At 54.4% G+C, this 13,990-nt stretch carries 11 protein-coding genes, 4 tRNA genes and 2 other RNA genes; all 17 read left to right on the top strand.

The features are described from left to right. The first annotated feature begins 223 nt into the window (after positions 1–223). The 17 genes from wecA (at position 224) to GEAM_RS22870 (ending at position 13,762) form a co-directional block, all read left to right on the top strand. Positions 224–1,303, top strand: a complete 1,080-nt coding sequence (gene wecA, locus GEAM_RS19020; RefSeq protein ID WP_100935205.1) for a UDP-N-acetylglucosamine--undecaprenyl-phosphate N-acetylglucosaminephosphotransferase — start codon at positions 224–226, stop codon at positions 1,301–1,303. Between the two features lie 40 nt (positions 1,304–1,343). Further along, positions 1,344–2,402 carry an ECA polysaccharide chain length modulation protein gene (gene wzzE, locus GEAM_RS19025; RefSeq protein WP_128124604.1) on the top strand — a complete coding sequence of 353 codons (1,059 nt, stop codon included), beginning with the start codon at positions 1,344–1,346 and terminating at the stop codon, positions 2,400–2,402. A 75-nt stretch (positions 2,403–2,477) separates the two neighbouring features. Then, positions 2,478–3,608, top strand: a complete 1,131-nt coding sequence (wecB, locus tag GEAM_RS19030; RefSeq protein WP_034794749.1) for a non-hydrolyzing UDP-N-acetylglucosamine 2-epimerase — start codon at positions 2,478–2,480, stop codon at positions 3,606–3,608. Then, positions 3,605–4,867 carry a UDP-N-acetyl-D-mannosamine dehydrogenase gene (gene wecC / locus GEAM_RS19035; protein WP_034794752.1) on the top strand — a complete coding sequence of 421 codons (1,263 nt, stop codon included), beginning with the start codon at positions 3,605–3,607 and terminating at the stop codon, positions 4,865–4,867. Before wecB ends, wecC begins: the two co-directional genes overlap by 4 nt. A 21-nt stretch (positions 4,868–4,888) precedes the next feature. Next, positions 4,889–5,587: a dTDP-4-amino-4,6-dideoxy-D-galactose acyltransferase gene (gene rffC, locus GEAM_RS19040; protein WP_034794755.1), complete on the top strand. Its 699-nt coding sequence runs from the start codon at positions 4,889–4,891 to the stop codon at positions 5,585–5,587. A 4-nt stretch (positions 5,588–5,591) separates the two neighbouring features. Then, complete coding sequence (gene rffA / locus GEAM_RS19045; protein WP_034794758.1) at positions 5,592–6,722, top strand: dTDP-4-amino-4,6-dideoxygalactose transaminase; 1,131 nt, start codon at positions 5,592–5,594, stop codon at positions 6,720–6,722. 1 nt (position 6,723) lies between these two features. Continuing rightward, positions 6,724–7,974, top strand: a complete 1,251-nt coding sequence (wzxE, locus tag GEAM_RS19050; RefSeq protein WP_034794760.1) for a lipid III flippase WzxE — start codon at positions 6,724–6,726, stop codon at positions 7,972–7,974. Further along, positions 7,971–9,059, top strand: a complete 1,089-nt coding sequence (locus tag GEAM_RS19055) for a TDP-N-acetylfucosamine:lipid II N-acetylfucosaminyltransferase (RefSeq protein WP_034794763.1) — start codon at positions 7,971–7,973, stop codon at positions 9,057–9,059. Before wzxE ends, GEAM_RS19055 begins: the two co-directional genes overlap by 4 nt. After that, positions 9,056–10,438, top strand: a complete 1,383-nt coding sequence (wzyE, locus tag GEAM_RS19060; RefSeq protein WP_034794765.1) for an ECA oligosaccharide polymerase — start codon at positions 9,056–9,058, stop codon at positions 10,436–10,438. The genes GEAM_RS19055 and wzyE overlap by 4 nt, the downstream gene beginning before the upstream one ends. Further along, positions 10,435–11,175: a lipopolysaccharide N-acetylmannosaminouronosyltransferase gene (gene wecG, locus GEAM_RS19065; RefSeq protein ID WP_034794768.1), complete on the top strand. Its 741-nt coding sequence runs from the start codon at positions 10,435–10,437 to the stop codon at positions 11,173–11,175. Before wzyE ends, wecG begins: the two co-directional genes overlap by 4 nt. Before the next feature lie 247 nt (positions 11,176–11,422). Next, entirely contained in the window at positions 11,423–12,817 is a 1,395-nt protein-coding gene (gene thrP, locus GEAM_RS19070; RefSeq protein ID WP_034794770.1) for a bifunctional threonine/serine APC transporter ThrP, read from the top strand. 143 nt (positions 12,818–12,960) lie between these two features. After that, positions 12,961–13,037 (top strand) — tRNA-Arg (locus tag GEAM_RS19075). Positions 13,038–13,108: 71 nt separating this feature from the next. Continuing rightward, positions 13,109–13,184 (top strand) — tRNA-His (locus tag GEAM_RS19080). A gap of 31 nt (positions 13,185–13,215) precedes the next feature. After that, positions 13,216–13,301 (top strand) — tRNA-Leu (locus tag GEAM_RS19085). A gap of 59 nt (positions 13,302–13,360) precedes the next feature. Further along, a tRNA-Pro gene (locus tag GEAM_RS19090) sits at positions 13,361–13,437 on the top strand. Between the two features lie 33 nt (positions 13,438–13,470). After that, positions 13,471–13,599: non-coding RNA, RtT sRNA (locus GEAM_RS22865), on the top strand. A gap of 34 nt (positions 13,600–13,633) precedes the next feature. Beyond that, positions 13,634–13,762: non-coding RNA, RtT sRNA (locus tag GEAM_RS22870), on the top strand. The last annotated feature ends 228 nt before the right edge of the window (positions 13,763–13,990 follow it).

Genomic DNA, 13,990 nt, shown 5'->3' on the forward strand with positions numbered 1-13,990 from the left:
GTTTATGGCGGCTACGATATGGCAACTTGTAAGAAAGGAAACATTTAGGATAAGCGCCGATAGGCTTTCCGCGGCTCTTTCTCTATCCTGCCTGACGATTAGGAAAAGACATATTTATCGGTTTTTACACCATAACTGTCACCATAGGATATGACCCTAAGGCTATGAGGTTTTATGACGTTGGCCATGAGCAGCCTTATCTTTTTGCAGAGATCTGTTTACTGTGAACATACTCAATATGAGTACTGAACTCTTCATTATCTTCTTATTTTCTTTTGCCTTTTTATTTGTGGCTCGCAAAGTTGCCAAGAAAGTCGGCTTAGTTGATAAACCTAATTACCGTAAACAACACCAAGGGTTAGTTCCTCTGGTGGGCGGGATCTCTGTATTTGCTGGGATCTGTTTCACTTTCCTGATCACTGATTACCCCATTGCTCATAGCTCGCTCTATCTTGGATGCGCGGGATTGCTGGTATTTGTCGGTGCATTGGATGACCGCTTTGATATCAGTATTAAAATTCGGGCGTTAGTTCAGGCATTGGTCGCGATAGTGATGATGTACTTCGCTGGGCTGATCCTGAAAGATTTAGGCCATATCATTGGGCCTTGGGCGATGGTTCTGGGGCCGTTTGGCTACCCTATTACGCTATTTGCGGTCTGGGCGGCGATCAACGCATTCAACATGGTCGATGGCATTGACGGGCTGCTCGGCGGGCTATCGAGCGTCACCTTCGGCGCGATGGGCATAGTCATGTACATGAGCGGCCATATGGAGCTGGCTCTGTGGTGCTTCTCCATGATTGCTGCAACATTGCCCTATATATTGCTTAATCTCGGTGTGTTTGGCCCAAGATATAAAGTATTTATGGGCGATGCAGGCAGCACCTTGATTGGCTTTACCGCCATTTGGATTTTGCTGCAAAGCACTCAGGGCGTTGCTGCGCCAATGACTCCGGTGACGGCGCTGTGGATTATCGCAATCCCATTAATGGATATGATTGCCATCATGTATCGCCGCCTGCGCAAAGGCATGAGCCCTTTCTCCCCAGACAGGCAGCATATTCACCACCTTATAATGCGCGCAGGATTTAGCCCTCGGCAGGCATTTGTTTTAATCACTCTGGCAGCAGCAGTGTTGGCGGCGATAGGCGTCATTGGCGAGCACCTTGGGTTTGTACCTGAATGGTTAATGTTGATACTGTTCCTGCTGGCATTTTTATTCTACGGCTACTGCATTAAACGCGCGTGGCGCGTAGCTCGCCTGTTGAAGCGGATGAAAAGACGTCTTCGCCACGCACAGTGATGCCATCCATTAGTCATTATTTAGAGGTTTGAAAGCTTTGATGAAAGCAGAGACGAAGGTTACCGAGGTTCAATCCATCGATAATGAGCTGGATATTCGCGGCTTATGTTGTGCGCTTTGGGGCGGAAAGTTTTGGATCTTAGGTATTGCGCTGCTGTTTGCACTCATTGCGTTGGGTTCCTCCTATTTAATGAAACAGGAGTGGAGCTCGACGGCGATCACTGACCGCCCAACGGTGAATAACCTCTCTTCTTATTTCTCTCAGGCGCAGTTTTTACGCAATCTCGACACGCGCAATGCCGTTGCGCCTTTGGGTACCCAGCCTTCGATTTCTGACGATGCTTACAGCGAGTTCGTCATGCAGTTGGCTTCTTACGACACCCGCCGCGATTTCTGGCTGCACAGCCCTTATTATCAGCAGCGTAAAGAGGGCGATGCCCACGCCGATGCCGCCCTGCTAGATGACATGATCAATGACATCCAGTTCACGGCAAGAGATGCAGTGAAAGTGCCAAACGACAGTGTGAAGCTGACCGCTGAAACCTCAGCTGATGCCAATAAGCTGCTGCGTGAATATGTTAATTTCGCCAGCAAGCGCGCGGCGCAACATCTGTTTGACGAGCTGCAAGGCGCATGGGCGGCCCGCACTCAATCGATGAAAGCACAGGTTAAGCGTCAGGAAGCCGTCGCGCAGTCTATTTTCCAGCGCCAAACCAATAATGCCGAGCAAGCACTGAAGATAGCCCAGCAACAGAACATTAATAGCAGTCGTACAGATACTCCGGCCGAGCAGTTGCCGAATTCCGACATGTTCCTGTTAGGCGTGCCAACGCTCAAGGCGCGCGCTGAATTATTGCAAGCCTCGGGACCAAGCTATGACCTCGACTATGACCAGAACCGAGCCATGCTTGCGACCTTAAATGTTGGGCCTACTTTGACTGCCCATTTCCAGACTTACCGCTACCTGCGTACCCCTGAAGAGCCGGTGAAACGCGACAGTCCGCGTCGAGCTTTCCTGATGATCATGTGGGGTGCCGTTGGGGCATTGGTAGGTGCTGGCATTGCACTGGCGAAACGCCGGAGCCGCACAGCCGCGTAACTCATTTAATAAAGACGATATTTGCGTCTGGCCGGTAGGAACGCACACGGCCTAACCGAAAAAGAGAGACTCATTGTGAAAGTGTTGACCATCTTCGGCACACGACCAGAGGCCATCAAAATGGCCCCTTTACTGCACGCATTGGCTCAGGATGATGCCTTTGAGTCAAAAGTCTGCGTTACGGCGCAGCATCGCGAAATGCTCGATCAAGTGTTGCACTTGTTCGGCATCGTGCCTGATTACGATCTCAATATAATGCAGCCAGGCCAAGACCTGACGGAAATCACCAGTCGCATTCTTAAAGGCTTAAAGCCCGTTCTGCAAGACTTTAAGCCGGATATCGTCTTGGTTCATGGCGATACCACTACCACGTTCTCGGCCAGTCTGGCCGCGTTTTACCAGCAGATCCCGGTGGGTCATGTGGAAGCCGGTCTGCGCACCGGAGACCTCTCTTCACCGTGGCCAGAAGAGGCGAATCGCCGTCTGACGGCCCATCTGGCGAAGTGGCATTTCGCCCCGACGGAGACCTCCCGCGCTAATCTGCTGCGTGAATCTATTGATGCTGACGACATCTTCGTCACCGGCAATACGGTTATCGACGCTTTGCTGTGGGTACGTGACCGCGTGCAGGGCGACGCGGCGCTGATTGAGCAACTGGCGGCCCGCTACCCGTTTATTGATGAGAATAAGAAGCTTATCTTAGTCACCGGCCATCGCCGGGAGAGCTTTGGCGGCGGCTTTGAGCGGATTTGCAACGCATTGGCCGACATCGCGCTGAAGCACCCTGAGGTGCAGATTGTCTATCCGGTACACCTCAATCCGAATGTGAGTGAGCCGGTTAATCGCATCCTGCATGACATCGATAATGTCATCCTGATTGAGCCTCAAGACTACCTGCCGTTCGTCTATTTGATGGATAAGTCCTACCTGATCCTCACCGATTCTGGCGGTATTCAGGAAGAGGCGCCGTCGCTGGGCAAACCCGTGTTAGTCATGCGCGAAACCACTGAACGGCCGGAGGCCGTCAGCGCCGGCACGGTCAAACTCGTCGGTACCGAGACGGAAAAAGTGATCGAAGAGGTGACCCGCCTGCTCAACGACGAAAATGCCTACCAAAGCATGAGCCGGGCACACAATCCTTACGGCGACGGCGAGGCTTGCCGTCGTATTCTTGACGCACTGAAGAATCATCGAGTATCACCATGAGCTTCCATACGATTTCTGTCATTGGGCTGGGTTACATCGGCCTGCCGACCGCCGCGGCCTTCGCTTCGCGCCAGAAAAAAGTCATTGGCGTAGACATCAACCAGCACGCCGTCGATACCATTAATCGTGGTGGCATCCACATCGTCGAGCCTGACCTCGACGCGTTGGTTAAGCAAGCCGTTGACGAGGGCTTCCTTGAAGCATCGATCCGCCCTTATCCTGCCGACGCATTTTTGATTGCCGTGCCAACGCCGTTTAAAGGCGAGCATCAGCCGGATTTGAAATATGTTGAAGCCGCCGCACGCTCCATTGCGCCAGTGCTGAAAAAGGGTGATTTGGTTATCCTCGAGTCAACATCTCCGGTGGGCACCACCGAGCAGATGGCCGAGTGGCTGGCAGAGTGCCGCCCTGATTTGACTTTCCCACAGCAAGAGAGCGATCGCGCGGATATCAATATCGCCTACTGCCCAGAGCGTGTTCTGCCCGGTCAGGTGATGGTTGAGCTCATTAAAAACGACCGCGTTATCGGCGGAATGACAGCCGTTTGCTCCCAGCGCGCCTGCGATTTGTACAATATTTTCCTGCAGGGCGAGTGCGTGGTGACTAATTCGCGCACCGCTGAGATGTGCAAGCTGACTGAAAACAGCTTCCGTGACGTCAATATCGCTTTCGCCAATGAGCTGTCGCTGATTTGCGATGCGCAGGGCATTAACGTTTGGGAGCTTATCGCGCTGGCCAATCGCCATCCGCGCGTCAATATTTTGCAGCCCGGTCCGGGCGTCGGCGGCCACTGTATCGCGGTTGACCCGTGGTTTATCGTGGCGCAGAACCCCGAGCAGTCGAAGCTTATCCGCACCGCGCGCGAAGTTAACGACGGCAAACCGCACTGGGTGGTCGACCGAGTAAAATCCCAGTTTGCCGACTGCCTGACCGCCACTGGCAAACGGGCGTCTGAAATCAAAATTGCCTGCTTCGGTTTGGCCTTCAAACCTAACATTGATGACCTGCGCGAAAGCCCGGCGGTGGAAGTCAGCAAGCTGATTGCCGACTGGCACTCGGGTGAGACCTGGGCCGTCGAGCCTCACGTGCATCAGCTTCCCGCGTCGCTTAGCGACAAAGTCACGCTGCACTCGCTGGAAGATGCGCTGGAGCATGCCGATCTGCTGGTGATGCTGGTGGATCATAAAATCTTTAAAGCGATCCCCGCCGATCAGGTTAAACAGTCATGGATTGTTGATACCAAAGGCGTTTGGCGCTGATCTTTATGGCTGGAGGTATGCATGAGTCTTTGTGGAACGCTCGAATTTCTTGAATGGGAAAGTGAGTTTTTCCATCTGCGAACGGCAAAGTTTCACGCTGACTCTGGCTCGCCTCCTGTTGAGGCTACTGATTTAGCTGGCTTTCAGCTGGTGCAGGCCAAGGTCGACGCGCAGGACGTGGTTCTGCTGAGCGCGCTTCAGGCCGCCGGTTTCCAGTTTGCCGAAGGGGAGATTAACGTGCGCATCTCACTCAGCAGCAAACTCGCCTTGGTCGGCGCTGCCAGCCCCGCTGGTGAATCCGACATCCCGCACGTCGCCGCCGCCGCCTCGGCCGCTTTCGCGCTCAGCCGTTTCCGCGCCCCTTGGTATCAAGCTGGGGATAGCGCGCGTTTCTACGCTCTGTGGGCTGAGAAAGCCGTGCGAGGCACTTTTGATGATCAGTGTTTGCTGATTAAAAACGCGCAGGGTGACTTACAAGGCTTTGTCTCACTGCGTGAACTCGGGCCGGGCGAGGCGCGAATTGGCCTGCTGGCGGTGCTGCCCGAGTGGCAATCCTGCGGCATTGGCAAGCAGTTGATGGCCGCCGCCAAGCAGTGGTGTGTGGCGAAGGGTTTGTCGCATTTGCATGTCGCGACTCAAACGGGCAACGTCGCGGCCCTTAATCTCTATCTCGCCAGCGGGGGGAAAATCACTCGCTCGGCATATTGGCTTTACAGGTGAAAATATGATCCCTTTTAACGCACCTCCGGTATTCGGTACCGAGATGGATCACATGCGCGCAGCGATGAGCAGCGGGAAAATGTGTGGCGACGGCGGCTTTGGCCTGCGCTGCCAGCAGTGGTTTGAGCAGCGTTTTGGCAGCGCCAAAGTCCTGCTGACCCCGTCATGTACCGCGTCGCTTGAGATGGCGGCGCTGCTGCTGGATATCAAAGAAGGCGACGAAGTGATCATGCCGAGCTTCACCTTCGTCTCCACGGCCAATGCCTTTGTGCTGCGCGGCGCGAAAATCGTCTTTGTGGATGTGCGCCCAGACACCATGAACATTGATGAAACGCTGATTGAAGCCGCGATCACCGAGAAGACCCGCGTCATCGTGCCGGTGCATTACGCGGGCGTGGCCTGCGAGATGGACACCATCATGCAGCTGGCCGAGAAATATAACCTGTTCGTGGTGGAAGATGCCGCGCAGGGCGTGATGTCGACCTATAAAGGCAAGGCGCTGGGCGCTATCGGCCATATTGGCTGTTTCAGTTTCCATGAAACCAAAAACTACACGGCGGGCGGCGAGGGCGGCGCGACCCTGATCAATGATAAAGCGCTGATTGAACGCGCTGAGATAATCCGCGAGAAAGGCACCAACCGCAGCCAGTTCTTCCGTGGCCAAGTGGACAAATACACTTGGCGCGATATCGGCTCCAGCTATCTGATGTCTGACCTACAGGCCGCATACCTGTGGGCACAGTTGGAAGCCGCCGAGCCGATTAACCAGCGCCGTCTGGCCCTGTGGGATAACTACCACCGCGCCTTGCAGCCGCTGGCGCAGGCTGGGCGCATTACGCTTCCGACTATCCCTGAGGGCTGTGTGCACAATGCCCACATGTTCTATCTGCGCCTGAACGATATCACCGACCGCGACGCCTTTATCGCCCACATGAAAGCGGCCGATATTTTGACCGTGTTCCACTACATCCCGCTGCACACCAGCCCTGCCGGGCTGAGCTTCGGCCGATTCAGTGACGAAGATCGTTTTACGACGCCAGAAAGCGAGCGTCTGGTGCGTCTGCCGTTGTTCTATAACATGACCGACGAAACGCAGCAGACCGTGATCGCCGCCATGCTGAAATACTTCGCCTGATATGTCTCTGGCAAAAGCATCGGTGTGGACGGCTGGCTCGACGCTGATAAAAATCGCGGCGGGCCTGCTGGTGGTCAAGCTGCTGGCAGTGGCCTTTGGCCCGAGCGGCGTGGGGCAGGCGGGGAATTTCCGCCAGATGGTGACGGTGCTCGGCGTGCTGTCCGGGGCCGGGATTTTCAACGGCGTCACCAAGTATGTCGCAGAGCATCATCATGACCCCGCACGCTTAAAGGCAGTGCTGGGCACGGCGTCCAGCCTGATCCTGTTTTTCTCCACCGCGCTGGCATTAGTGTTCCTGCTGGCCGCCGGGCCGATAAGTATTGGGCTTTTTGGTCACGACAGGTATCAGTCGGTAGTGCGCGCCGTGGCCTTTATTCAGATGGGCATCGCCTATGCCAACTATTTTCAAGCCATCCTCAAAGGTTACCGGGACGCGCGGGGCAATGCGCTGGCGGTGATTGGCGGCAGTCTGATTGGCCTGCTGGCCTATTTACTCTGTTTCAAGCTCGGCGGCTATGAAGGTGCGTTGGCCGGGTTGGCGTTGGTGCCGGCTCTGGTGGTACTGCCTGCTGGCGCAATGCTCTGGCGGCGTAAGCCTTTTCCTCTGCACTTCCTGCGTCTGGGTTTTGATCGCGCGATAGCCAGCCATCTGGGCAAATTCACCCTGATGGCCCTCATCACCTCGGTGACCCTGCCGGTGGCTTATGTGATGATGCGAAACCTGCTGGCGAAGTATTACAGCTGGGACGCCGTGGGGATCTGGCAGGGCGTGAGCAGCATTTCTGATGCCTATTTGCAGTTCATCACCGCCTCTTTTAGCGTCTACTTGTTGCCGACGCTGTCGCGGTTGACCGATAAACAGGCCATTTCACGCGAGATAGTGAAGTCGCTGAAGTTTGTGATTCCCGCCGTGGCCTGCGCCAGCTTTGTGGTTTGGCTGCTGCGTGACTTCGCGATTTGGCTGCTGTTCTCGCACCAGTTCACCGCCATGCGCGACCTGTTTGCCTGGCAGTTGGTCGGCGATGTGCTCAAAGTCGGCTCCTATGTGTTTGGCTATCTGGTGATTGCCAAAGCCTCTTTGCGCTTTTATATATTGACCGAGATTAGCCAGTTCGCGCTATTGACGGCTTTCTCCCACTGGCTTATCCCGTTGAAGGGTTCTCTTGGCGCTGCGCAGGCCTACATGGCGACTTACATCGTCTATTTCACCCTGTGTAGCATCGTTTTTGTTATTTATCGTAGACGAGCATGACGACGCTGATTCACGTTTTGGGATCTGATATCCCGCACCATAATCTTACCGTTTTGCGCTTCTTCAATGATGTGCTGGCGGAGCAATTGCCGCCGGAGCAGGTCCGCCGTTTTATGGTGGCAGCTGCCGATAAGTCAGCTTTTAGCGCATTTACCCGGCTGAATATTGAAGTCTATCAAGACAAGAAAACGCTGGCGCAGGCGGTTATTGCGCAGGCTCAGGCCAATCGCCAGCAGAAGTTCTTCCTGCACGGGCAGTTCAACCCGACCCTGTGGCTCGCATTGCTCAGTGGCAAGATTAAAGCGCGTCAGGCGTGCTGGCATATCTGGGGCGCGGATTTGTACGAAGCCTCGGGCAGCCTGAAATTCCGCCTGTTCTACCTGCTGCGCCGTCTGGCTCAGGGGCGGATTGGCCACGTGTTTGGCACTCGCGGCGACCTGAATCACTATCACCAGCGGCATCCGCGCGTGGCGTCATCTCTGCTCTATTTCCCGACGCGCATGGACCCCGCGCTGACCCAGTCAGCCGAACAGCCAGCCCCCGCCGGGCCAATGGCCGTGCTGGTGGGCAACTCTGGGGATCGCAGTAATCGCCACATTGAAGCACTGAATTCGCTGCACCAGCAGTTTGGCGCAGAAATTAAGGTGATTATCCCCATGGGCTATCCGGCGGATAATCAGCAGTACATTGAACAGGTTAGAGCCGCCGCGCTGGGCTTATTCCCGGCAGAGAATGTCGAATTGCTGACAGATGCCATGCCCTTTGATGCCTATCTCAATCTGCTGCGTCGCTGCTCGCTGGGTTATTTCATTTTCGACCGCCAGCAGGCGATTGGTACTCTTTGCCTGCTGATTCAGTTCGGCGTGCCTTTTGTAGTCAGCCGCAAAAACCCGTTCTGGCAGGATCTGGCGGAGCAACACCTGCCGGTACTGTTTTACGGCGATGCCTTGGATAGCGCCACGGTGGCCGAAGCTCGCCGCCAGTTACTCAGCGCCGACCTGCAGAATATCGACTTCTTCAACCCGAACTACATTGCGGGCTGGCAGCAGGCGATTGAGCTGGTGACCGGCGGAGCAGCATCATGACGCTGACCCAGTTTGGCGGCCTGAGTCTGGTCTACGCGCTCTCTCTGATTTTTATTCTGACGCTGACTTATAAAGAGTTTCGCCGCGTCAGATTTAACTTCAACGTCTTCTTTTCCATGCTCTATTTGCTGACATTCTATTTCGGCTTCCCGCTGACCTGCCTGTTGGTGTTCCGATTTGATGTCAAAGTGGTGCCGGTCGAAAATCTGCTGCAAGCCATGCTGGCGGCGACCTGCTTCTACGGCATTTACTACGTGTGCTACAAAACGCGCCTCAGGGCGAAGTCTGACAAGCCCCGCGTGCCAATTTTCACCATGAATCGGGTGGAAACCCACCTGACGTGGATGTTGCTGGCGCTGGTGGCTATCGTAACGGTGTCTATCTTCTTCCTGCACAACGGTTTTCTGCTGTTTAAGCTCAAGTCTTACAGCCAGATTTTCTCCAGCGAAGTGTCGGGCGTGGCGTTGAAACGCTTCTTCTACTTCTTTATTCCCGCCATGCTGGTGGTCTATTTCCTGCGCCAAAACAGCCGCAGTTGGCTGTTCTTCTTGGTCAGCACCGTGGCCTTTGGGCTGCTCACCTATGTGATTGTTGGCGGCACGCGTGCCAATATTATTATTGCCTTCGCCTTATTCTTGTTTATCGGCATTGTGCGCGGCTGGATCTCTCTGTGGATGCTGGCAACGGCGGGCGTGATGGCGGTGGTCGGCATGTTCTGGCTGGCGCTAAAGCGTTATGGCATGAATGTGAATGGCCCCGAGGCGTTTTACACCTTCCTCTATCTGACCCGCGACACCTTCTCTCCGTGGGAAAACCTCGGGCTGCTGCTGCAAAACTACGACAAAATTAGTTTTCAGGGGTTAGCGCCTATTGTGCGCGACTTTTACGTGTTCATCCCAAGCTGGCTGTGGCCCGAGCGTCCGGCAGTGGTGCTTAACTCGGCCAACTACTTCACTTGGGACGTGCTGAACAACCACTCTGGCTTGGCGATTTCACCGACCTTAATTGGTTCGCTGGTGGTGATGGGCGGCGTGTGGTTTATCCCGCTCGGCGCGGTGGTGGTGGGCTTAATTATCAAATGGTTTGACTGGCTCTATGAGCTGGGCAAAGCCGAGGCCAACCCCTATAAAGCCGCCATTTTGCAAAGCTTTTGTTTCGGTGCGGTATTCAATATGATCGTGCTGGCGCGCGAAGGGGTCGACTCCTTCTTCTCCCGCGTGGTGTTTTTCTGCCTAATTTTTGGCTTGTGTCTGGTGGTCGCAAAATTACTCTACTGGATGTTTGATGCCATCGGGCTTATTCGCCCGCGCCGCGTGCTCGACCACGTTTCAACCAAAGGGAACCCCACGACGCCCGCGTCGTCGCAGGAATATCAATGATTTCAAATAACAACATCCCCACGTATTCCATTCGCGGCATAAATTTATGCGGCTTTAACGATATGGACCACTTTATCAATTACCTGTTTGAGGGCCCGCAGCTTAAAACTGGCTCTCTGGTGGCGATTAATGCCGAAAAAGTGCTGACCATGGAAAGCCAGCCCGCCATTGCCGAGCTGATTGGTCAGGCGAAATACAAATATGCCGACGGCATCAGCATTGTGCGTTCCATTCGCCGTAAATACCCCGAAGCCAAGGTTTCGCGCATCGCGGGGGCCGATCTGTGGGAAGGGCTGATGCAGCGCGCAGGGCAGGAGGGGACGCCGGTATTTTTGATTGGCGGTAAACCCGAGATACTGGAGCAGACCAAGGCAAAACTGCGGGCGCAGTGGAACGTCAACATTGTTGGCAGTCAGGATGGCTACTTCACGCCGCAGCAGCGCGACTCGCTGTTTGAGCAGGTAAAAGCGTCGCAGGCGGCGATTGTTACCGTGGCGATGGGGTCGCCAAAGCAAGAGATCTTGATGCGCGACTGCCAGTTGGTTCACCCTCAGGCGCTATATATGGGGATTGGCGGCACTTACGATGTGTTCACCGGGCATGTGAAGCGCGCGCCAAAAATCTGGCAAAAGCTTGGCCTCGAGTGGCTTTATCGCCTGATTCGCCAGCCAAGTCGACTGGGCCGCCAGCTCAAACTGCTGAAATATTTGCGTTACCACTACACCAACCAGCTCTAATTTCCGCTTTGCGTCGCGAGGTTTTCACCTTCGCGGCGCGCCATCTCTCGTTTTTCGTGCCTATTTGCTGCTTATTGCAGCGCCTGCTGTCAACCGGGGCGCAGCTTCTCTATTCGTGGTTTGCAACTGATCACAAAATGCGAAACCATACTGCCCGTTTTAACTCCCGAGCGGGAAAACCAGACTATAAAAATAACATTCCGGAGAATCCGGAAGGCAAACACAATAACGATAACATTGAGGATTTATGGCAAGTAACGAGGAAAAAGGTGGTCTACACCGAGGGCTAGAAGCCCGTCATATAGAGCTGATTGCCTTGGGCGGGACAATCGGCGTGGGTCTGTTCATGGGGGCGGCAAGTACGCTGAAATGGGCCGGGCCTTCGGTTTTACTGGCTTATATTCTGGCCGGGGTGTTCGTGTTCTTCATCATGCGCGCCATGGGCGAAATGCTGCATCTCGAGCCGGTCGCCGGTTCCTTTGCGGTTTATGCGCATAAGTATCTCGGGCCTTACTATGGCTACCTGACCGCGTGGAGCTACTGGTTCATGTGGATAGCCGTGGGTATCTCGGAGATCACGGCGATTGGTGTCTATGCGCAATACTGGTTCCCGGACTTGCCTCAGTGGATACCAGCGATTGCTGCCGTGGCTATTGTTGCTGCGGCCAATCTAGCGGCGGTGAAGCTTTACGGCGAGTTTGAGTTCTGGTTCGCGCTGATCAAAATCACCACCATCATTGTGATGATCGTGGTGGGGCTGGCGGTGATTTTCTTTGGCTTCGGCAACCACGGTCAGCCTATTGGCTTTGGCAACCTGACGGCGCACGGCGGCTTCTTTGCCGGTGGCTGGAAAGGCTTCCTGTTCGCCCTCTGTATCGTGGTGGCGTCCTATCAGGGCGTCGAGTTGGTGGGTATCACCGCCGGTGAAGCCAAGAACCCGCAGGTGACGCTAAAGCGCGCTATCAATAACATCCTGTGGCGTATCCTGATTTTCTACGTCGGCGCGATCTTCGTCATCATCACTATCTTCCCGTGGAATGAGATGGGCACTCACGGCAGCCCGTTCGTGCTGACCTTCGCCAAAATCGGTATCACGGCGGCGGCGGGGATTATTAACTTTGTGGTGCTGACGGCGGCGCTGTCGGGCTGTAACAGCGGCATGTACAGCTGCGGTCGCATGCTCTACGCGCTGTCGCAGAATCGCCAAGTCCCGGCATTCTTAGGCAAAGTGTCGAAAAGCGGCGTGCCGGTGTACGGCATCACCGTGTCTATCGCGGTATTGGTGGTGGGTTCATGCCTGAACTACGTCATCCCGAACCCGGAGAAGGTGTTCGTGTATGTCTACAGCGCCAGCGTGCTGCCGGGCATGGTGCCGTGGTTTGTGGTGTTGGTCAGCCAGCTGCGTTTTCGCGAGGCGCATAAAGAGAAGCTGAAAGACCATCCGTTTAAATCGGTGCTGTTCCCTTACGTCAACTATCTGACGCTGGCATTCTTGGCCTGCGTGCTGGTCGGAATGGCGATAAACCCTGATACGCGCGTATCTTTGCTGGTAGGCGGTATTTTCATCGCGGCGATCAGCTTGATATACTTTGGGCTGGGGATGCACAAGCGGGCATCTCTGACCACTGAAAGCGTAAAATAACGTCGTAAGTCATGGGTGGGGAAGGTAAGACGCCTACTTTTAATGCGTATTGGACAAAGAGCAATCAAACGCAACTTTTCCAATAAAAAGCACTAGACAGGGTGGCATTAAAACCGTAGTATCCCCACCCGCAACGGCGCTAAGCGCCCGTAGCTCAGCTGGATAGAGCGCTGCCCTCCGGAGGCAGAGGTCTCAGGTTCGAATCCTGTCGGGCGCACCATTAAGTTTGCGCTAGAGTTGCGGTGGTACTGTTTGAGGTTAAACAGTTCACGTGTGGAAGAGTTTGAAATGGTGGCTATAGCTCAGTTGGTAGAGCCCTGGATTGTGATTCCAGTTGTCGTGGGTTCGAGTCCCATTAGCCACCCCAAATTTTTTAAATGATTTTGTGAATGTGACATGCGATGGTGGCGGAATTGGTAGACGCGCTAGCTTCAGGTGTTAGTGTCCTTAGGATGTGAGGGTTCGAGTCCCTCCCTTCGCACCACACACAAAATGCATTTAAATGATGCTGTTAGCATTAAAAAGTAGTAAGATGCACGACATCGGCGAGTAGCGCAGCTTGGTAGCGCAACTGGTTTGGGACCAGTGGGTCGGAGGTTCGAATCCTCTCTCGCCGACCAATTTAAGAAACCTGCTTTTAAAGCAGGTTTTTTTTCGTCTGAAGTTTATGAGGATAAGAACCTCCGAAGGAGGTTTGAGCCGAGCGAAGCGAGACCACGTTGCTTTAGCAACGGCCCGCAGGGCAAGCATCGAAGATGCGCGTAATCCTCTCTCGCCGACCAATTTAAGAAACCTGCTTTCAAAAGCAGGTTTTTTTTCGTCTGAAGTTTATGAGGATGAGAACCTCCGAAGGAGGTTTGAGCCGAGCGCAGCGAGACCACGTTGCTTTAGCAACGGCCCGCAGGGCAAGCATCGCAGATGCGCGTAATCCTCTCTCGCCGACCAATTTAAGAAACCTGCTTTTTAAAGCAGGTTTTTTTTCGTCTGGAGTTTATGTATTTGCCTCTTTGCCCCTCTTTCTAACCCCTGTCGCCGCTAGACAACATCACCCTTTCTCTCTGTCGCTATCCGGTGACACTTAATCTATTGAAATACTTTAATTTATATCCCGACTGAGAAGGGTGTCGTTTGCCAGCAACACTTATTTCATTTAAGTCGGGGATTGGCTTAGGG

The sequence above is a fragment of the Ewingella americana ATCC 33852 genome (genome assembly GCF_000735345.1).
Lineage (GTDB): Bacteria > Pseudomonadota > Gammaproteobacteria > Enterobacterales > Enterobacteriaceae > Ewingella > Ewingella americana.

Bases quoted from the DNA above. Each gene is read 5' to 3' on its own strand.
- wecG (WP_034794768.1), top strand. From the start codon at position 10,435: ATGATTTCAAATAACAACATCCCCACGTATTCCATTCGCGGCATAAAT.
- wecC (WP_034794752.1), top strand. From the start codon at position 3,605: ATGAGCTTCCATACGATTTCTGTCATTGGGCTGGGTTACATCGGCCTG.
- wzxE (WP_034794760.1), top strand. From the start codon at position 6,724: ATGTCTCTGGCAAAAGCATCGGTGTGGACGGCTGGCTCGACGCTGATA.
- wzyE (WP_034794765.1), top strand. From the start codon at position 9,056: ATGACGCTGACCCAGTTTGGCGGCCTGAGTCTGGTCTACGCGCTCTCT.
- thrP (WP_034794770.1), top strand. From the start codon at position 11,423: ATGGCAAGTAACGAGGAAAAAGGTGGTCTACACCGAGGGCTAGAAGCC.
- wzzE (WP_128124604.1), top strand. From the start codon at position 1,344: ATGAAAGCAGAGACGAAGGTTACCGAGGTTCAATCCATCGATAATGAG.
- GEAM_RS19055 (WP_034794763.1), top strand. From the start codon at position 7,971: ATGACGACGCTGATTCACGTTTTGGGATCTGATATCCCGCACCATAAT.
- rffC (WP_034794755.1), top strand. From the start codon at position 4,889: ATGAGTCTTTGTGGAACGCTCGAATTTCTTGAATGGGAAAGTGAGTTT.
- rffA (WP_034794758.1), top strand. From the start codon at position 5,592: ATGATCCCTTTTAACGCACCTCCGGTATTCGGTACCGAGATGGATCAC.